General features: G+C 72.3%; 15 protein-coding genes. 11 read left to right on the top strand and 4 right to left on the bottom strand.

The window, feature by feature from the left end:
- Positions 1-63: 63 nt before the first annotated feature.
- Positions 64-1,119: a dihydrodipicolinate synthase family protein gene (locus tag AB0C28_RS07435; RefSeq protein ID WP_357841791.1), complete on the top strand. Its 1,056-nt coding sequence runs from the start codon at positions 64-66 to the stop codon at positions 1,117-1,119.
- A gap of 128 nt (positions 1,120-1,247) precedes the next feature.
- On the opposite strand, the gene AB0C28_RS07440 is transcribed toward AB0C28_RS07435, so the two are convergent.
- Complete coding sequence (locus AB0C28_RS07440) at positions 1,248-2,453, bottom strand: hypothetical protein (RefSeq protein WP_346106865.1); 1,206 nt, start codon at positions 2,451-2,453, stop codon at positions 1,248-1,250.
- Positions 2,454-2,499: 46 nt separating this feature from the next.
- On the opposite strand from AB0C28_RS07440, the gene AB0C28_RS07445 reads away from it, so the two are divergent.
- The 6 genes from AB0C28_RS07445 to AB0C28_RS07470 all read left to right on the top strand — a co-directional run bounded on the left by AB0C28_RS07445 (position 2,500) and on the right by AB0C28_RS07470 (position 10,364).
- The gene (locus AB0C28_RS07445; protein ID WP_358073380.1) at positions 2,500-3,771 is read left to right on the top strand and encodes a DegT/DnrJ/EryC1/StrS family aminotransferase; all 1,272 of its coding nucleotides are present in this window, start codon (positions 2,500-2,502) and stop codon (positions 3,769-3,771) included.
- 85 nt (positions 3,772-3,856) lie between these two features.
- Positions 3,857-5,104 carry a sugar ABC transporter substrate-binding protein gene (locus AB0C28_RS07450; RefSeq protein WP_357841796.1) on the top strand — a complete coding sequence of 416 codons (1,248 nt, stop codon included), beginning with the start codon at positions 3,857-3,859 and terminating at the stop codon, positions 5,102-5,104.
- A 60-nt stretch (positions 5,105-5,164) separates the two neighbouring features.
- On the top strand, positions 5,165-6,031 hold the full coding sequence (locus AB0C28_RS07455; protein ID WP_357841799.1) for a sugar ABC transporter permease: 867 nt from the start codon (positions 5,165-5,167) through the stop codon (positions 6,029-6,031).
- On the top strand, positions 6,028-6,894 hold the full coding sequence (locus AB0C28_RS07460) for a carbohydrate ABC transporter permease (protein ID WP_357841802.1): 867 nt from the start codon (positions 6,028-6,030) through the stop codon (positions 6,892-6,894). Before AB0C28_RS07455 ends, AB0C28_RS07460 begins: the two co-directional genes overlap by 4 nt.
- Positions 6,895-7,073: 179 nt before the next feature.
- On the top strand, positions 7,074-7,964 hold the full coding sequence (locus AB0C28_RS07465) for a dihydrodipicolinate synthase family protein (RefSeq protein WP_357841805.1): 891 nt from the start codon (positions 7,074-7,076) through the stop codon (positions 7,962-7,964).
- Positions 7,965-8,117: 153 nt separating this feature from the next.
- Positions 8,118-10,364, top strand: a complete 2,247-nt coding sequence (locus tag AB0C28_RS07470) for a hypothetical protein (protein ID WP_358073381.1) — start codon at positions 8,118-8,120, stop codon at positions 10,362-10,364.
- 5 nt (positions 10,365-10,369) lie between these two features.
- On the opposite strand, the gene AB0C28_RS07475 is transcribed toward AB0C28_RS07470, so the two are convergent.
- From AB0C28_RS07475 to AB0C28_RS07485, 3 genes are read right to left on the bottom strand one after another with little or no spacing between them, the layout of a single operon-like run.
- Positions 10,370-12,307, bottom strand: a complete 1,938-nt coding sequence (locus AB0C28_RS07475; protein ID WP_358073382.1) for a hypothetical protein — start codon at positions 12,305-12,307, stop codon at positions 10,370-10,372.
- 45 nt (positions 12,308-12,352) lie between these two features.
- Positions 12,353-13,081, bottom strand: a complete 729-nt coding sequence (locus tag AB0C28_RS07480) for an amidohydrolase family protein (protein WP_358073383.1) — start codon at positions 13,079-13,081, stop codon at positions 12,353-12,355.
- On the bottom strand, positions 13,078-13,833 hold the full coding sequence (locus tag AB0C28_RS07485; RefSeq protein WP_358073384.1) for a hypothetical protein: 756 nt from the start codon (positions 13,831-13,833) through the stop codon (positions 13,078-13,080). The genes AB0C28_RS07480 and AB0C28_RS07485 overlap by 4 nt, the downstream gene beginning before the upstream one ends.
- Positions 13,834-14,020: 187 nt before the next feature.
- Here AB0C28_RS07485 and AB0C28_RS07490 point away from each other — a divergent pair, with 187 nt between their 5' ends.
- The 4 genes from AB0C28_RS07490 (at position 14,021) to AB0C28_RS07505 (ending at position 18,891) form a co-directional block, all read left to right on the top strand.
- Complete coding sequence (locus AB0C28_RS07490; RefSeq protein ID WP_358073385.1) at positions 14,021-15,976, top strand: PQQ-binding-like beta-propeller repeat protein; 1,956 nt, start codon at positions 14,021-14,023, stop codon at positions 15,974-15,976.
- 9 nt (positions 15,977-15,985) lie between these two features.
- Positions 15,986-16,672 carry an amidohydrolase family protein gene (locus AB0C28_RS07495; RefSeq protein ID WP_357841823.1) on the top strand — a complete coding sequence of 229 codons (687 nt, stop codon included), beginning with the start codon at positions 15,986-15,988 and terminating at the stop codon, positions 16,670-16,672.
- A 126-nt stretch (positions 16,673-16,798) separates the two neighbouring features.
- Positions 16,799-17,578 carry an amidohydrolase family protein gene (locus AB0C28_RS07500; protein ID WP_358073386.1) on the top strand — a complete coding sequence of 260 codons (780 nt, stop codon included), beginning with the start codon at positions 16,799-16,801 and terminating at the stop codon, positions 17,576-17,578.
- A gap of 107 nt (positions 17,579-17,685) precedes the next feature.
- A complete protein-coding gene (locus tag AB0C28_RS07505; RefSeq protein WP_358073387.1) occupies positions 17,686-18,891 on the top strand; it encodes a DegT/DnrJ/EryC1/StrS family aminotransferase in 1,206 nt (401 codons plus the stop codon).
- The last annotated feature ends 72 nt before the right edge of the window (positions 18,892-18,963 follow it).

Below are 18,963 nucleotides of genomic sequence, written 5' to 3' on the forward strand. Positions count from 1 at the left end.
GCGGCGACCCGCGTGTCCCACGTGTCCGGCGTGTCCAATTCGGCAGAAAGAGGGGGACCTCACGTGCTCAGCACGGTTCCAGAGGCGCAGACGTCCGTGCGCGATCTGTTCAGGCGCGGTCTGGTGATCCCGGCTCATCCCCTCGCCCTCACGGGCGACAGGCGGCTGGACGAGCGCCGCCAGCGCGCCCTGACCCGCTACTACGTGGAGGCGGGGGCGGGCGGGCTGGCGGTGGGCGTGCACACCACGCAGTTCGCCATCCACGGCACCGGCCTGCTGCCGCCCGTGCTGGAGCTGGCCGCCGTCACGGCCGCGGAGTTCGACCGCGAGGTGGTGCTGGTCGCGGGCGCGACCGGGCCCACGGCGCAGGCGGTGGCGGAGGCCGAGCTGGCCAGGTCGCTGGGGTATCACATGGTGCTGCTCAGCCCGTACCGGGAGCTGGACGAGGACGGCCTGATCGAGCGGGCCAGGGCCGTCGGCGAGGTGCTGCCGGTGATCGGCTTCTACCTCCAGCCGGCGGTGGGCGGGCGCCCGCTGTCGCGGGACTTCTGGACCCGGCTGGCGGCGATCGAGTCGGTGGTGGGCGTCAAGGTCGCGCCCTTCGACCGCTACCGCACCCTCGACGTGCTGCACGGCGTCGTACGGGCAGGCCGGGCCGGAGAGGTGGCGCTCTACACCGGCAACGACGATCACATCCTGGCCGACCTCATCACCGCGCACCGGGTGGTCGTGGACGGGCGGGAGGTGGAGGTGGAGTTCGTCGGCGGGCTGCTCGGCCAGTGGGCGGTCTGGGTGCGGCGGGCCGTGGAGCTGCTGGAGGAGGCCACGCTGGCCCGCTCTGGGGACGACGCGGCGGTACGCAGGCTGCTCAGCCTGGACGGGCACCTCACGGACGCCAACGCGGCGATCTTCGACTCCGCGAACGGCTTCCACGGGTGCATCCCCGGCATCCACGAGGTGCTGCGTCGGCAGGGCCTGCTGGCCGGCCGGTGGTGCCTCGACCCGGCCGAGGAGCTCTCGCCGGGCCAGCTCGCGGAGATCGACCGGATCTGGGCGGCCTATCCGTGGCTGCGCGACGACGAGTTCGTCGCGGAGGGCCTGGACCGATGGCTCGCCTGACCCTCCCGGCACGGCGCCGTACGGGAGCGCCGGGCTCGCCGCGGGAAGCGGACACGGAACGTGAGCCGGTCTCGATGCGTGAGGCCGCCTCGGAACGTGCGGCGGGTTCGGAGGAGCGGGCCCTGAGGTCAGAGGGTGAGGCGGTAGAGGGTCAGGGGGCGGCCGCTGGAGCCGCTGGTCAGGTTGCCGGTGCGTTCGGCCAGCCCGGCCAGCTCCAGCCGGTGCAGCATCCGCCGCGCCGTCCGCTGCTGCACGGCCAGCCGGTCGGCGATCTCGCGCGTGGTCAGCGCCGCCCCCTTCGCCGCGTCGCGCGCTTCGAGGAGTTTCTCCAGCGTCGGCACCGACAGCCCCACCCTGCGGGCCAGCATCGGCAGGTTGTGCTCACCAGGCGGCTCGTCGGCCACCGACTCCAGGACGATGTCGGTGTCGGCGCGCAATGACAGCACCGCCGCCACGCTGCCGATCCGCCGGGCCCTGGACAGCGCCCGGCGGGCCAGGCTCTCGGCCTCGGCGGCGCTGCGCCCGAGACCGAACCCCACCCGCGCCACGCCGCCGCGCGCCGCCAGCCTGGCCAGCATGGGCAGCCTGGTGAAGCCGCCGGTGGCGTCGTGCAGCGGGCCCCGGGTGGTGACGAGCAGGTGGGTGCCGCCGCCGAACGCGGCCAGCGTGCCGCCCAGCGCGCCGGCCTCGCGCAGCAGCCCCTCCTCGCCGTCCACCTCCAGCAGGCCGAGCGCGATCTGCGCGTCCTCCTGCGCCTGGCCCTCGGCGGTCAGCAGGAGCTGGCGCAGCGCCACCCGGACCGAGTGCACCGACGGCGCCAGCCGCAGCACGTGCAGCTCGTCGCGCAGCGCCTCGTGCACCGAGCTGAGGCAGGTGATCACCGGGTGCGCCGGGCCGCGGCGGTGGAAGGCGACGACCTTCTTGGAGGTGGTCTCCGGCCGGTAGCCGAGGGTGCGCAGCCGTTCGGTGGGCAGGCCGGCCTCGTGGAACGTGGCGGTGACGTCGGCGGGGGAGATGGTGTCGATGGACAGGCTGGTGATGTCGTGACCCTCGTGCTGCAGCCGGACCAGGGCGCTGAGCAGCGTCGCGCCCGAGTAGTCGACGAAGGCGGCCGGACGCGCCAGCACGTCGGCGGCGCGGGCCAGCATGTAGGGGACGACGCCGGTGAACAGCCAGCCCTCGACCGACCCCGCGTGGGCCTCGACGATGGCCGGGGCCTGCGACTCGTGGTCGTAGTCGAGCCGCGTCGTGGTGACGCCCGGCTGCTCCTCGCAGGTGGCCGCGACGTCGTCGACCAGATCGTGCGGGCCGACGACTCCGATGACGATACCCACCCACGCCTCCTTCTCCTTATAACGGTCTAGACCGAAAGGTTATCCGGTGACCCTGCACTTTCCCAACATGGCCGAACCAGCGGGCCGTACCCTCGGCGACGAGGAGGTGGCGGCGCTGGAACGGGTGATCCGCTCCGGCATGCTCAACTCCGTGTGGGGGACCGAGGCCAGGTCGCTCGAACGCGAGATCGGCGAGCTGTACGGCTCGCGCCACGCGATCGCGTGCAGCTCCGGCACCGCGGCCCTCCATCTGTCGGTCGTGGCGGCGGCGCCGGACCCCGGGGACGAGATCATCACGACGCCGATCACGGACTTCGGCACCGTGGCCCCCATCTTGGCGCAGAACGCCATTCCTGTCTTCGCCGACGTGGACCCGTCCGACGGCAACCTCGACCCGGACGCGGTGGCCGCGCTCATCGGGCCGCGCACCCGGGCGATCATGGCCGTGCACCTGTTCGGGGCGCCGGCCAGGATCGCCGCACTGCGGGCGCTGGCGGACGAGCACGGCCTCACGCTCATCGAGGATTGCGCCCAGGCGTGGCTCACCGAGCTGCCCGGCGGAGCGCTCGCGGGCACGGCAGGGCACGTCGGCACGCTGAGCCTGCAGCAGTGGAAGCACATCACCTGCGGCGACGGCGGGCTGACCGTCACCGACGACGACGAGCTGGCCAGGCGGATGCGGCTGTTCGCCGACAAGGGCTGGGACCGGGCCGCGGGCCGTTCGCACGAGAGCCTGGGCCTGAACTACCGGATGACCGAGCTCCAGGCCGCGGTGGCCCGCGCCCAGCTCGCGAAGCTGCCCGGCGTCGTCGCGGCGCGCCGCCGCACCGCCGCAGCGCTCGTCGAGGCCCTGCGCGGCCTGGACGGCGTGCTCGAAACCGGCGGGCTCGAAACCGGCGGGTACGAGAACGGGGAGCTCGAAAACGGGGAGCACGGGGTCCGCGGCGGCGAGCGGGCCGGTGCGGGGGAGGGGAGGCGCGTGATCCTGCTGCCCAGGCCGGACGGGCACACGTGGTGGCTCTTCCCGCTCGTGCTCCCCGGCGGCGACGCCCCCGAGCTGGCCGAGCACCTGAGCGCGGCCGGCATTCCGGCACGGCCCGGATATCTCCAGGATCCGCTCAACCGGGCGCCGCTGTGGCGCAGGCCGATCTACGGGACCTCCCACTACCCACTGGAGGGTTACCGTCCCGCCGCCTGCCCGGCCGCGGAACGCCTGGTCGACAGCACGCTGCTGGTGATCGACTGGAACGAGCACTATACGTCGGAGCACGTCGCGGCCATCGCCGACGCCGTCCGCAACTACCAGGCGAGGGCCTAGTTACGTTCATGTATCAGCCATTGACCGGTTGTCCCCTGCTCACTAGGTTTCGGTCAGGACCGGTATTCAGGAAAGGAAGCCACCGATGAGGAAGGCAGCGGCAGCCGGAATCGTGACCGCCCTGAGCGTCGTGATGGCCGGGTGCGGATCCGGTGGCTCGGGCTCGGACAAGAGCACGGTCACGCTCTGGATGTACCCCGTCATCATGGACCAGGCCGCGAACAAGTCCTTCTGGGACAAGGTCGAGAAGGACTTCGAGGCCAAGAACCCCGCCATCGACGTCACCATCGACCAGCAGCCGTGGGACGGCCGCCAGGAGAAGGTCACCACCGCGCTGGCCTCCAGGAAGGGCTTCGACCTGGTCGTGCTCGGCCCCGACCAGATCCCGCAGTACGCCCAGCAGGGCACCCTCGAACCCGTGGACGACGTCGTCGCCCCCGACAAGGCCGCCTACCTGCCCAACTCGCTCACCGCGCTGAGCGTGGACGGCAAGCTCTACGGCGTGCCGATCTACCAGACGATCACGGCCCCCATCTACAACAAGAAGCTGTTCGCCGACGCGGGCGTCACCAAGGCGCCCGAGACCTGGGCGGAGCTCAAGGAGGCCGCGCCCAAGCTGGCCGCCAAGAAGGTCGCCGTGCTCGACTACCCGGGCAAGCCCGAGGTCTCGCTCAACCAGAGCTTCTACCCGATCCTGTGGGCCAACGGCGGCTCGGTCTTCGCCCCCGACGGCAAGAGCGTGGTCGTCAACAACCAGCAGGGCATCGACAGCCTGCAGTACCTGCTCGACCTCAAGGCCGCCGGCGGCCTGCCGGAGAACACCGCCAGCAAGGGCAATGACGTCGAGGGCGGCCCGCTCGCCGCCGGCAAGACCGCCCTCTACCACGCGGCCACCGCCATCCAGGCCGACCAGCTCGGCGCCGCCATCGGCGCCGAGAACGTGGGCATCGGCCTGCCGCTGGAGGGCACGAAGCGGGTCGCGTTCGGCATCCCCGGCGGCTTGATCCTGGCCAAGCACTCCGAGAACAAGGACGCGGCCAAGAAGTTCGCCGCCTACGTCGCCTCCGCCGAGGTGGCCGGGCCGCTGGCCAAGGAGTCGGGTTTCTTCTCCGCGCGTACGGACGTGACCATCCCCGGCCAGTCGGAGGCGTCCAAGGAGTTCGCCAAGTCGCTGGAGTTCGCCTTCCCCGGCGACACCCACCCGAAGGCCCGGCAGGTGATGTCGATGATCGCGGCACACGTACAGGCGGCGCTGATCGGCAAGGAGGACGCCAAGACGGCGCTGGACGCGGCGGCCAAGGAGGCGAACGAGCTGCTCGCCGCCGGCAGCTGACCCGACAGGGGCCCGCGTGTCACCGCGCGGGCCCCGTCCTTTCGGAAAGGTGTGAACCCGGTGCGTCATCGCCTGCGCGATCCGATCACAGGATTGCTGTTCGTCCTGCCCATGCTCGTGCTCTTCCTGATCTTCAAGATCTTCCCCACGCTGGGCGCGGCGGGCATGAGCCTGACGAACTGGAACATCGGCGGCGAGTGGGACTTCATCGGCGCCGACAACTACACCCGGCTCGTGAACGACCCGAACTTCTGGTCCAGCCTCCGGGCCACGCTCGTCTACACGGCCATCTACGTGCCGCTGGTCGTGCTGGTCTCCCTCGGCACCGCGCTGCTGCTCAACGCGGTCGTCTTCATGCGCGGGCTGTTCCGCGGCATCCTCTTCCTGCCGTACGTGACCAGCTTCGTCTTCGCCGGCCTCGTCTGGCGCTGGATCTACGAGTTCGACGGCCTGATCAACGGCCTGCTGGCCAAGCTGGACGTGGCCCCGGTCGCCTTCATGGAACGCTCGGAGCTGGTGCTGCCCGCGCTGGCCCTCGTCTCCTGCTGGAAGGGCTTCGGCTACTCGATGCTGATCCTGCTGGCCGGGCTGAAGGCCATCCCGGGCTCGTACCTGGAGGCGGCCAAGGTGGACGGCGCGAGCGCCTGGCAGCGTTTCCGCTCCATCACGCTGCCGCTGCTCAAGCCCGCCCTCTTCTTCGTCCTGGTGATCGAGACGATCGCCTCGTTCCAGGTCTTCGACACGATCTACGTGATGACCGGCGGCGGGCCCGCCAAGGCCAGCTACACCCTCATCTACGGCATCTTCGAACGCGGCTTCAGGTTCTGGGAGTTCGGCTACGCGGCCACGTGGGGGATGGTGCTGTTCGCCGTCGTCCTGGTCGTCTCGCTGATCCAGCGCCGCTTCGTCGGCAGGGAGAACACGTGACGCTGACCGCCGCACGTCCCACCGCCGCCAGGACCGGCCGCCCGGCCCCCGCGCCCCGCCGCCGGGGCCGCAAGTGGGCGCTCTACACCCTGCTCACGATCATGTCGCTGCTCACGATGGGCCCGTTCGTCGCGATGCTCGTCGTGGCGCTCTCGCCGCGCGGCGAGCCGACCCTGCCCGTGCGCTGGCCCGCCTCGCTCACCTTCGACAACATCGCGCGGGTCCTGAACGCCTCCGGGTTCGCCGAGTGGACGATCAACTCGCTGGTCTACTCGGCCGTCTCCGTGGTGATCATCCTGCTGACGGCGTCGATGGCCGGGTACGCGTTCGCCAAGAAGCGCTTCCCCGGCCGCGACGCCATGTTGTGGACGTTCCTCGCCACCATGATGGTGCCGTTCCAGGCGACACTCATCCCGCTCTACGTGCTGGTGTCCGACTTCGGCGGGGCCGACACCTTCTGGGGGCTGATCGTCCCGACGCTGGCGAACTCGCAGGCCGTCTTCCTGATGCGCCAGTTCATCCTCGGGCTGCCCGACGAGCTCTTCGACGCCGCCAAGGTGGACGGGGCCTCCGAGCTGCGCGTCTACTGGACGATCGTGGTGCCGCTGACCAAGCCGATTCTGGCCACGCTGGGCGTGTTCGTCTTCCTGTGGCACTGGAACGACTTCCTGTGGCCCCTGGTCATCTCGCAGAGCGACGCCACCCGCACGCTGACCGTGGGCCTGACGGTGCTGAAGACGGAGGAGATGCAGTGGGCGACGCTCATGTCCTCGGCCGCGGTCTCGGCGGTGCCGTGCCTGCTGGTGTTCTTCGTGCTGCAGCGTTACCTGGTCAACAGCATCGCCATGACCGGCCTGAAGTAGACCCGGGGCTGAGGTGATCCGGGCCTGACGGCCTACGCTTGGTCGCCGGGGCCGGTCGTCGCGGGTCGTCGCGGGTCGTGGCGGGTCGTGGCGGGCCGGCGAAGCCGTCCGGCCGGTCGTGGCGGGCCGGTGAAACCGTCCGGCGGGCCGACGTGGCCGTGCCGGTGAGGGGAGCGACGATGAGCACGCCGATCGACCCGCGGGCCGCCGGTCTGCGCGACCGCCTGCGTGGCGCCCTGGTGGCGGCCGCCGCGACGCCGATGACCGCCTCCGGCGAGGTGGACCTCGACGTGGCGGAGGCGTACTTCCGCCGTCTGACCGAGACCGGCGCCGACGCCCTGGCGGTGCTGGCCCACACCGGGCGCGGGCCCTACCTCGCGCCGGACGTACGGGCGGGGCTGATCGAGCGCGCGTGCCGGGCCGGCGTCCCGGTGATCGCCGGCGTCGGCGGCGGCGCGGCCCCGGCGGCCGAGGAGGCCAAGGCGGCGGCCGCGGCGGGGGCCGGGGGCGTGCTGGTGTTCCCGTCGCCGGGCGACCGGGCGGCCCTGCACGACGAGGTGTGGACGGCGGCCGGGCTGCCGATGATCGCGTTCGACCTCTACACCGCGCCGTGCCCGCCGGCCATGTTGCGCGAGGTCGTCCGGCACCCGGGCGTGGCCGGGCTCAAGACGGCGCTGCTGTCGGACGCGATGGGCTGCCAGGAGGCCATCGCGCTCACCCGCGAGGCCGGCCGGCTGGCCATCACCGGTGAGGACCGCATGTTCGGCCCCTCGCTGCTGTGGGGGGCCGAGGCGGCGCTGGTGGGCATCGCGGCGGCGTCGGTGCCGGCGACGGCCGCCGTGCTGCGCGCCTTCCGCGGCGACGACCTGCGGGAGTTCGAACGGGCCTCCGCGCGGCTGGACCGGCTGGCCGCAGCCACGTTCACGGCCCCCATGGAGGGGTACGTGCAGCGCATGCTCTGGCTGGCCGAGGCGGAGGGCCTCATCCCCGCCACCCACGCCTTCGACCCCCACGGCCCCGGCCTCCCCGACGCCGAACGCCCCGGCGTCCTGGCCGCGGCCTCCACCTGACACCCCGGCCCGCCCGTTCTTGAAACGGCCGGACCGAATGTCCGCCGGTATCGAGCTGACACGGGATAGACATACTCATGTCGGGCGCCACCGCGCGGAGTAGGGTCGGCTTGTCGTTGGCACCGGGTGACGGGCGGGATCGAGGGGTGTGCGATGGCACGAGCACGTGTGATCGTCTCAGCGGCCCTGGGCCTCGTGGCGCTGCCCGTGCTGATCAATGTGGCGACGAGCGACGACGCGCCGGTGTGGGCGGTGCCGGCCGTGCTGGTCTTAGGCGCGGCGGCGACCTGGCTGACCCTGCGGCAGTACTGGGCCGACCACGGCATGAGGGAGGGCGGGCGGTTTCCTCCGGGGTTCCGGCAACGGATGCTGAGCAGGGCGCGGTCGACGCTGGACGCGCGCCTGGTGCATCGACCGGCCGGCCGGGTCGAGATCAGCCTGGAGGAGGCCGTGGAACGGGTGCGTCCGCCGGACGCGCTGAGCGTGGCGGCCGAACAGGTGCCGGCACCGCAGGGCGTGTGGACCGCGTGGGAGGACGCGAGCCGGTCGCTGCTGCTGCTCGGCGCACCGGGAGCGGGAAAGACGACGCAGCTCCTCGACCTGGCCGATCACCTGCTGACGGCCGCGGAGGCCGATGAGACGCAGCCGGTTCCCGTGGTGGTCGACCTCGTCTCGTTCTCGCCGGTGAGCGCCCGCAGGGTGTGGCGGCGGCACGCGGCGGACGACGACCAGGACGGCGGGACCCGCTGGCTGCTGAAGATCCTTGCCGGGGAATACGGGCTGGGCCACCGGGTGGCCGTGGAATACCTGGCCACGCAGCGGATCGTCCTGCTGCTGGACGGGCTGGACGAGGTGCCGCCCGCCCGCCGCCGGGCCTGTCTGCGCTGGATCAACCACCTCCAGGACCGCTTCACCGTGCCGCCGATGGTCGTGTGCGGCCGGGATCTCGACTACGCCGAGATCGGTGAGCTGCTGGCGCTGCAGCGTGCGGTGCGCATCGTGCCGCTGCACCGCGAGAAGGTGATCGCCTGGCTGGAGGAGGGCGGACCGGAGGCGGAGCACGTCCGCCAGGCCGTGACCAGGGATCCGACGCTGTGGGATCTGCTCGACGCCCCGCTCTGGCTGGCCGTGGTGGCGGCGGTGGCCGAGCCGGCCCGCGACGAAGGCGCGGGCGGGTCCGTCTCGGCGCGGCGAGGCGCGCTGCTCGACGCGTTCGTGGACGAGGCGATCCAGCGCGGCGACCAGGCCGGCTACACACGTGCCGACGTGGTGAGGTGGCTCGGCCGGCTGGCCGCCCCGGGAGATCCGGTCGTGGCGTCCCGGTGGGGCCCGGGCGTCATCAGGGTCGGTGACGAGGTGCCCGCGGAGATGTCCCGCGTTGTCAGCTCCCTATTCGCCGTGCCGCTGATGGCCCTGATCGCCCTCGCCGGGGCCGCGGTTCTCCTGCGGCACGCCGGAGTCGTCGTCGCGCTCGCGGCCGCGGCCGGCCTGCTGATCATGGTGCTGGCGCAGTGGCTGATCGGGCGCCGGCGGAGCCGGAAACCACCGCGGGTGTGGCCGGCAGGGCCGGCGCGTCTCGGCGCGACGGTCGCCGTGCTCGGCACGATCCTGTCCGCGCTCGCCCTCACCGTCGCCGAAACGGTGAGCACACTGGTGGGCCTGCTGCCGGAGCCGCCCACGTCCGTGAACTGGCTGGCGCTGCTGGCGGTCTTCGGGTGTTCGGTCGTCGTGGTGGGCCTGATCCTGGCCGTGGTCGTGACGGTCGCCGACCGTCGCTCCGGCTCGCGCTCCGAACCGTTGCCGTGGGTGTTCTTCCGCCGCGCCGGGGCGAGCATCGTGATCACGGCGATCGTTCTGGGGGGCGCGGTCTACTTCGTGGGCCTGGGTTACCTGGTTCTGTCGGGGATTCCCGCCTCGTACGTGTTCTCCGGCGCGTGCGCGCTCGGCTTCTTCGCCGTGGTCGGTTCGGTCTGCTTCGGGATCGCTTTCCTGCTGGATGGCGAAGGGTACAGCGTCAATGAGAACGAAGACGAGGTGGGCTGGGTGCCCTTCGTCGGGCTGGGGGTGGCGCTGCTCGCGGTGTTCCTCATAGGGGCGGACACCCACCACTGGCTCCCCTCGGAGCTCGTCTTCCACCTCATGTCCGTCGGAGTGGGCGCGTGTGGCGGGGTGTACGTGGCCTTCCAGACAGGGCGCGAGGCCCACCTCCTCAGTCCGCTGGTGACGCTCTGCCTGGTGGCCGTGGGCTACCTGCCCTGGCGGCTGAATCGCTTCCTGCGCTACTGCGCCCGTCACGACCTGCTCAGGAGCGAGGGCAGGGACTATCGGTTCCGGCACCAGCTCCTGGCCGAGCACTTCATCGCCGCGACGGGCGAGCCCGCGGCCACAAGGCGGCGTTGACCTGCCTAGATGGCGATGCGGATGAGGTTGCGGCCCTTGAGGCCGTACAGGGCCCTGCGGGACGGGTCGCGGGCGATGCGGGAGCCGCCGCCGAACCAGTCGCTCGCCAGCCCCTCCACGAGCTTGCGGGCGGTGAAGGCGACCAGGTCGACCTTGTAGACGGCGTCCTCGTCGCTCGTGTACGCCTTCGTCCCCGACAGCACCAGGTCGCCCCCGCGGTCGCAGACCTTGAGCGTGCGGGTGACCTTGCGCCGGCGCGGGTCGAACTCGAACAGCACGCCGTCGCCGGTGATGCCGTACAGCGCGAGCGCCGTGTGCTTGAGGCTCGTGATGGAGCTCGCGCCGGCCACCGGCTCGACCTCCCACCTCACCTCGCGGCGGCGCAGGTCGAACGCGGCCAGCCGGGCCGTGGACGTCACCGGCGGCGAGCCGAGCCCCTCCTGCGTGCTGGTGCCCATGTAGACGGTGCCCAGCCGGGCGGTCAGCGCGAACACCGTCTGGCGTTCGACGATCGGCCGGTACGTGTCGAGCCGGCCGGTGCGCGGGTCGTAGACGTCGAGCGCGCCGTTCTGGTGGCCGGGCTCCGGCTGGGTGGACATCACGATCAGGCCGGTCGCCCGGTCGTGGCACAGGTCCTTGGGCCGGTCCTGGTTGTGGCCGGTACGCAGGAGCAGCTCGGCCTCGGCGTCGCCCGCGCGGTGGGAGTAGAGGGCGGCCTGGGTGTAGACCCCGAGGTACGTGGTCCCGTTCGCGGTCATGATGGTCTTCGGCTCGCCGGGGATCGGCAGCCGGGTGACCGCGCCTGAGGCCAGGTCGTGCACGTCGCAGCCGCCCTTGCCGCCCACGTAGACGCGCTCGCCGTCGCTGTGCACGGACATGGGCTCCTCGGGGGCGGCCTTGAAGCCCTTCTGCACGTGGCTCACGTAGTCGATGCCGCCGGTGGCGGGGTCGTAGACGAAGACGCCCGGCTCCTGGACGCCGTAGATGCGGCCCCCGTGCTCCAGGATCCGCACGGTCTGCGCCTCGGGGAACGGCACCCCGAGCACCTCGTACGTGCCGTCCTCGATGCGGTAGCGGTAGAACGTGCCGGACGGCCGCCCGGCGAAGTACACCCAGCCGTCGTGGATCAGCACCGACACGACGTACTTCTCGCCCGGCGCGGTGGCCTTGACCACCCGGTACGCGGCCGGGTCCGCCTTCTCCAGCACGATCAGCTCGCCCAGGGAGTTCATCCCGCCGGCGATGTGCGTGGCGCTGATCGACATGCTCGACACCCAGTCGCGGTCGGCCACCTCGGCGGGCAGCAGCTCGCGCTTGTCGCCGGTCCTCCTGTCGATGGCGACGAGGTGGGCGTTGCTGCCGACGCCGGCGTAGACGTGGGTGTCGTCGGCCTGGATGCTGCGCACGTACGCCTCGCCGGGGGCCGGCTGGCCCAGGTCGCGGCTGGTTCCCGTGGCGGGGTCGTACTCGACCACCCGGCCGGGCTGTGAGGTGCCCAGGTAGACCTTCCCGTCGGGGGAGGAGGCCATGGTCCAGATGTAGGGGTCGGGATACTCGGCGACCTTCGTGGTCGTGCCGGTCAGGGTGTCGATCTTGTACAGGTCTGACCTGGAGTGGGTGCCCACGTAGACGTCGGTGCCGACCTTGCACATCGCCCAGATGCCCACGCCCGAGGGAATGTCGAAGTGGGCGGTGACCTTGTCCTGGCCCAGGTCCCAGGCGCCGACGACGTTGGGCGCCAGGCCGCGCGAGCCGAGGTAGAGCACGTCGCCGACGAACTCGGCGTTGCCCAGCGGGCTGGTCACGCTGGCCGGGCCGAGGTCGGTGATCGTGCCCTCACGTTCGCGGGCCGCGGCCAGTGCGGGGGCGGCGGTGAGGGCGGGCAGGGAGGTCACGGCCGCGGAGGCGGCCGCGGCCTGGAGGAAACGGCGGCGGGGGATCATGCGCTGGCACTCCTCAGGACGGGTTGGGCCGCACGCTATTACGGCCTAGGCCGTAATGTCCAGATCAAAAAGTCGTACGGCGTTGCGCCACGCGACCAGTTCGGCCGTCTCCGTGTCCAGCCCGGCGGCGGCCACGGCCCCGAACGCCGACGCCGGGTCGATGAGGGTCGAGTCGGTGCCGAAGAGCAGCCGGGTGCGGTCCACCGCCGCCGCGACCCGGGCGACGCGGCCCGCAGGGGCGTGGGAGTAGCAGGGCTCCAGGTAGAGCCGGTCGCAGGCGTTCGCGGCCTCGATCGCGTACGGATAACCGTCGGCGCCCATGTGCCCCGCGATGACCCGCAGGCCGGGTGTGTCCGCACAGGCTTCGGCCAGGTCCAGCACCGTGGCGCCCCACGTGTGGACGAGGGCGGGCACCCCCGCCTCGGCGACCATGGCCAGCGCCTCCCGCGTCTGGGGCGAGGAGACGGGCGACCCCGTGTAGTCGGTGTGGATCTTGACTCCGGCGAACTTGCCGGTCGGGAGATGTTCGCGCAGGTCGCGCTCGGCGTCGGCCTGCCTGCGCGGGTTGATCGTGACGTAGCCCAGATGGCGCTCGGTCGTGGCCAGCCACCGCGCCAGGGCCCGGTTGCCCGCCGGCGCGTCGTAGATCACCGCCTCGGTGGCCGACACGATCGACAGGCCGATGCCGTAGCGGTCCATGGCCGAGAGGTTCGCGCCGGCCACGTCCATGGTGAAGAACCACGGGCCCCAGTGGGCGTGCACATCGATGATCATCCGAACAGCCTCCTCGCGTTGCCGCCCGCCACCGCGGCGATCTCGTCCGGCGTCAGGCCACTGGTCGCCAGGCGCAGCAGCGGCACGACCGGCTCGTAGTGGGGGGTGCGCGAGCCGAACACGAGCCGATCGGCCGGGACGGTCTCCAGCGCGTCGGGAGAGTTGAGCAGGCGGGTCGAGGCGTGGAACCCGGGCTCGTCGGCGGCGGCCACCAGGAAGTCGCCGAGGTGGTAAAAGTGCGTGTCCAGGAAGACGACCCTGGCGTCCAGGCCGGAGAACGGCTGCCAGAACCTGCGCACGTCACCGCCGGTCAGCACGACCAGGCCCGACGCGGCGGCCCGCTTGGCGACGTGGCGGACCGAGGGGAAGCCCGCCTCGACGCCCTGCTCGTCGGGGAACAGCCTGATCGCCCGCACGCCCAGGGGTTCGAGGCGGTCGATCTCACGTACGGCGCCGATCGGGTCGCGCAGATCCACGGTCCCGACCGGAACCACATCCGCCGCCCCGGCGCCGTCAGTTTGCGGGGTGCCGCGCAGGGTCAGGACCTCGTCGTTGCCCGAGCGCACGTCGAACAGGGCGGCCCGCAGCGACGCCACCGCGCCCGCCCTGACGCGGTGCCCGGCCAGGGCCGCGAGCACGGATTCCGGGGTGCCCGGCGGGCCGTCGCGGTCGGGATACGCGCCGACCAGCACGTCCACGTCGAACGTCACCTCAAGCTCGCCGACCAGTTCACCAGCGTCGAACGCCGTCACGTACGCCTCCATTGACTATTCCCGTCCCGCAGATTACGGTCTGGGCCAAAATTGGGCAACAACTCGCGGAGGTGCGGCCATGCCGCGCGGTTCCCTCACGCTCTCAGCGGCCTTGGCCGCCGTGCTCCTCACCACGGCGGCCCCGGCCTCGGCAGCGGTCTTACCTACGCCCCCCACGTCGTCCGACGTGACAGTCACCACCGCCGGCGGGTCCCGGTCCTGTTCGGGGACGCGGGTGGAGACGTTCGGGCCGGCGTCGCTGACCGGCGCGATCGTCGGCGCCACCGTCCACGACGGCAAGGCGTACGTCGTCACCCGCGGCCAGAAACCGCCCGTACTGGCCGAGATCGACCTGGCCACCCGCCGGGTCGTCAGGACCGCCCGCCTGCCCGACGCCCCCGCGACGGGGGAGCCGGAGGGCGGCTGGGCCACGGCGGTCTCCGGCGGCAAGATCTACGTCGGCACGTACCCCGTCCCCGACCTCTACCGCTTCGACCCGGCCACCGGCGAGGTGGCGCACCTGGCCTCGTTCGGCCGCAACGGCGGCTTCATCTGGTCGCTGGCCGCCGCGCCCGACGGCACCCTCTACGCCGGCACGTACCCCGACGGCCGGGTCAGGGAGTACGACCCGGACACCGGCGCGGTGCGCGACTTCGGCGTGCTCGCCGCCGGCGAGCGCTACGTCAGGGCGGTCGCGGCCGACGAGAGCAACGTCTACGCGGGCCTGCTCGACAAGGGCAAGCTGATGGCGATCGACCGGGCCACGGGCGCGGTCAGGGAGCTGGCGCAGGGCACGACCGGCATCGGCGTGGTGGCCGAGCACGGCGACCGGGTCCTCGCGGTCAGCGCGTCAACCTTGATCGACGTGCGCAAGGACGGCGCCGACGCCAGGAACGTCCCTTTGGGCCCGCTCAGCCTCGACGCGCTCACGGTCGCCGCCGACGGCACCGTCTACGCCACCTCCCGCCCCGACGGCGCGGTCCACCGCTACCGCACCGGCGACACCGCCCTCACCGAGGTGGCGGCTCCGCCGTCGAAGGACGACGAGACCAGGCGGATCGCGCTCACCGGCGACGACACCCTCCTCGGCTTCTCCGGCAGCGGCGGCATGTGGTCGCTCGACCTGCGCACCGGCGCGTCCTCGTTCACCGACCTGATCGAGGCGGGCCTGCCGGCGGGCGCCGAGCGCCCGCAGAGCATGCTGCTGGTGCCCGGCCGCGCCGTCTACGTCGGCGGGCACTTCTTCATGGACGTACGCGACCTGCGTACGGGCGAGCAGCGGAGGTTCCGCGTCCCCGGCGAGCCCAAGGACCTGGTACGCCACGGGAACAAGATCTACGCCGCCCTCTACCCCAGCGGCCAGGTCGTCTCCATCGACCTGCGCACCGACGAGGTCCGCCCGCTGGCCCGCCTGGGCCACGACCAGCAGCGCCCGTGGGACATCGAGTACGACCCGGTGACCCGCAAACTGCTGGTCGCCTCCGCCCCGCTGGGCGCCAGGCTGGAGGGCGCCCTGTCGATCATCGACCCGGCCACCGGCGCGATCGACTCCTACCCGGGCGTCATCCCCGATCAGAGCCTCATGAGCCTGTCGCTCGACTCCCGCGCGGGCGTCGTCTACCTGGGCGGCGACGTGCTCGGCGGCGGCGGGACCCCGCCGGTCAGGACGTCGGCCTCCGTCGCGGCCTTCGACCTGCGCACCCGTACGGTGCGCTGGCAGGTGGACCCGGTCCCGGGCATGCGCACGTTCCAGGACGTCAAGGTGCACGGCGGCCTGCTGTACGGGGTCTACAAGCGCGACTCCGGCACCTGGATCGCCATGGACCTCGCCACCGGGACGGTCAGGCAGCGGGGCACGCTGTCCGGGTACGGCGAGCTGACGGTGCATCGCGGCAGGGTGTTCGCCGCCACGTTCTTCGGCGGCGGCAACGCGTACGAGCTGGGCACGGACGAGCCCGGCACCGGCCCGCTCGGCCCCGCCAGGCACCTGGCCACCGGTCTCGGCGACGACTGGTACACCAACCCGCAGCTGCACTTCGAACCCGGCTCGTGGAAGGCGTGGACCATGAGCGGCCGGCAGCTGGCCAGGGTGGACCTGAACCCGCGCTGCCCGCTCTTGACCGTCACTCCGCCGCAAGGCTAATTTCGGTCTGTGCCGAAATTAGTGCTGGACGCCCACCGGCTCATCGGGCCCGTGCCCTTCGACGACCTGCCCCGCGACCCGGGGCAGGAGATGGACCGGCTGGGCATCCACCGCGCCTGCGTCACCCACACGCTCAGCCTCTACTCCGACGTCCACGCGGGCAACGAGGCGTTGCTCGGCCTGCGCGACCCCCGGCTCGTCCCGGTGCCCGTCCTGCTCCCAGAGGCGTTCGCGCCCGCCCAGGACTGGGACGTGCCGATGGTCCGCCTCTGCCCGGCCCGCCACCGGTACGAGCTCACCGGCCCCACCGCCCTGCGCCGGCTGGCGGACCTCGGCGCCGTCGCGGCGATCGAACTCGACGAGACCTCGCCTTCCGAGCTCGTCGCCCTCACCCGCCGGCTGCCGGGACTGCGCGTCCTGCTGCTCAGCCCCGGCTACCGGCGGCTGCGCGCGATCGGCGAGCTCATGGCCGAGATGCCCAACCTGTGGCTGGAGATCGGCACCGTCAACACGCAGCGCGGCGTCGAATGGCTGGCCGCGCACTACGGGGCCGAGCGGCTGGTGTTCGGCACCGGGGCTCCCGTCATGGACGACTGCGGGCCCCGCTTCCTGCTCGACCACCTCGAACTCCCGGAGGCCGACATCGACCTGATCGCCTCAGGCGGCAGCCTGCTCGGCCAAGGAGACCTACGGTGATCCCCATTGACCTGGACGCCCTGCCCGGGCCAGGAGACTCGCGTTGATCCGCATTAACCTGACCGCCTCGGGCGGGCAACCTGTCGGGGCCATTCGGATCGGCCTGCTCAGGCAAGGAGATGTGTGATGATCCTCGACGCGCACGGCCACCTCGGATCGTGGCCCGACTTCCTCATCCCCGACCCGTCCGCCGACGGGATGGTGTCCCTGATGGACCGCCTCGGCATCGACGCGATCGGCATCAGCCACCTGCTCGCCGTCGGCCCGGACGCCGAGGAGGGCAACCGGCTGGCGTTCGCCGCCGCCGAGCGGCATCCCGGCCGGATCGGCGTCTGGCAGGTCTACAACCCGCACCAGCGCAACCACCTCGCCGACCAGGGCGTCTGGGGCGTGAAGATCCATCCGGACGTGCACGAATGCCGGCTCGACGACCGCCGCTACGACCCCGTCTGGGAGCTGGGCCTGCCGGTGCTCGCCCACGGCCAGACCGGCTCCCCGTGGAGCGACCCCGCGCAGTTCGTCGCCGTGGCCGGGCGGCATCCGCACGTGCCGCTGCTGCTCGGCCACGCCGGGCTCTGGCCGAACGGCTTCGCCAGGGCAGCCGAGCTGGCGGGCCCGTACCCGAACCTCTTCCTGGAGATCTGCGGCTCCAAGATGACCGGCCGCTGGATCGCCCGCCTGGCCGGGCTGATCGGGGCGGACCGGGTGATCTACGGCTCCGACGCCTGCTTCCTCGACCTGCGGATCGGCTTCGGCCGCGTCGCCCTGGCCCCCCTCACCGACGCCGACCGCGCCCTCGTCCAGGGCGGCAACCTCGCCCGCCTGCTGCCACCGGGCGAACCAGGCGAACCAGGCGAACCGGCCGGACCCGCCCGACCGCAAGCGTCCATGCGGCCCAGCTCGTAGCGGCCCCGTTCGTAGTAGCCCTGTCCGTGATGGCCCCGTTCGTAGCAGCCCAGTTCATAGCAGCACTGTTCGTAGCAGTCGCGTTCGTGCAGACAAGGACCACTCCCATGACGCTCGCCCTTCACGGCGGAGCTCCCGTCCGTACCCGCCCCTGGCCGGCCTGGCCGCCGCCGCTCGACGACGCCCAGCGCGAACGGGTCACCGCCGTACTGGAGAGCGGCCTGTGGGGCGCCACGCAGGGCGGGTCCGTGTGCGCGGAGCTGGCCGGCGCGTTCGCCCGCCGCTCGGGCGCCGAACACGCCGTGACCGTCGGCAACGCCACGCTCGGCCTGTTCGCCGCGCTGCGCGGCCTCGGGATCGGGCCGGGTGACGAGGTGATCGTCCCGGCGTACACGTTCGTCGCCTCGGCCACCGCCGTGCTGCTCGCGGGGGCCACGCCGGTGATCGCCGACGTGGACGCGGACGACCTGCACCTGCCGGCGCACACCGTACGGGCGGCGCTCACCCCGCGTACCGCCGCGATCATGCCCGTGCACCTCGCGGGCAGCCCGGCCGACATGGACCCGCTGACCGAGCTCGCCGCCCGGCACGGGCTGGCCGTGGTCGAGGACGCCGCCCAGGCGCACGGCGCCACCTACCGGGACCGCCCGGTCGGCGGGCTCGGCGACGCGGGCGTCTACAGCTTCCAGGCTAGCAAGGCGATGACGGCGGGGGAGGGCGGCCTGATCGTCTGCCGGGACCGGGCGGTGCACGACGCCGTCTGGTCGGTCTGCAACCTCGGCCGCGACCCCGGCGGCGCCTGGTACGGCCATCCCTCGGTCGGCTGGAACCTGCGGCTGACCGAGATCCAGGCCGCGCTCCTGCTGCCCTGGCTGGACCGGCTCGACGCGGAGATCGACCGCAGGAACGCGTTCTGCGCCGCGCTCGAACGCGAACTGGCCTCCATCCCCGCGCCCCCAGGCTACGACGGCGCGGGAGAGCCGGTCGGATGGCGGCCCGTGACGGTGGTTCCGCAGCCGCCGGGGACCACGCGGGACTCGCGGCACCTGCTGATGCTCCGCCTGCACGTGCCGGTCGACCGGGCGTTCCTGCTGGAGGCCATGGCGGCCGAAGGGGTGCCGCTCGACGGCGGTTACCCGCCGCTCGGCACCATGACGGCGCTGACCGGGGCCGGCGCCAGGCCGGAGCCCTGCCCGGCCGCCGAGGCCGCCGCCCGCGAGGTGGTCTGGATCCGCCAGTCCATGCTCATGGACGACCCCGCCACCGGCGCCGCCTGCGTCGCCGAGGCCCTGGCCAAGGTCCTCACCGCCTGACCCGCGCGACCGGCCCCGCCGGCCGCCGGATCAACCGGTCACAGGACCGGCAGATGTCAGACGGCCCAGACG

This window comes from Nonomuraea sp. NPDC048892 (assembly GCF_040649735.1).
GTDB lineage: Bacteria > Actinomycetota > Actinomycetes > Streptosporangiales > Streptosporangiaceae > Nonomuraea > Nonomuraea maheshkhaliensis.

Coding starts and splice junctions, on each gene's coding strand:
- AB0C28_RS07450 (WP_357841796.1), top strand. CDS start 3,857: ATGAGGAAGGCAGCGGCAGCCGGAATCGTGACCGCCCTGAGCGTCGTG.
- AB0C28_RS07465 (WP_357841805.1), top strand. CDS start 7,074: ATGAGCACGCCGATCGACCCGCGGGCCGCCGGTCTGCGCGACCGCCTG.
- AB0C28_RS07470 (WP_358073381.1), top strand. CDS start 8,118: ATGGCACGAGCACGTGTGATCGTCTCAGCGGCCCTGGGCCTCGTGGCG.
- AB0C28_RS07475 (WP_358073382.1), bottom strand. CDS start 12,307: ATGATCCCCCGCCGCCGTTTCCTCCAGGCCGCGGCCGCCTCCGCGGCC.
- AB0C28_RS07480 (WP_358073383.1), bottom strand. CDS start 13,081: ATGATCATCGATGTGCACGCCCACTGGGGCCCGTGGTTCTTCACCATG.
- AB0C28_RS07500 (WP_358073386.1), top strand. CDS start 16,799: ATGATCCTCGACGCGCACGGCCACCTCGGATCGTGGCCCGACTTCCTC.
- AB0C28_RS07505 (WP_358073387.1), top strand. CDS start 17,686: ATGACGCTCGCCCTTCACGGCGGAGCTCCCGTCCGTACCCGCCCCTGG.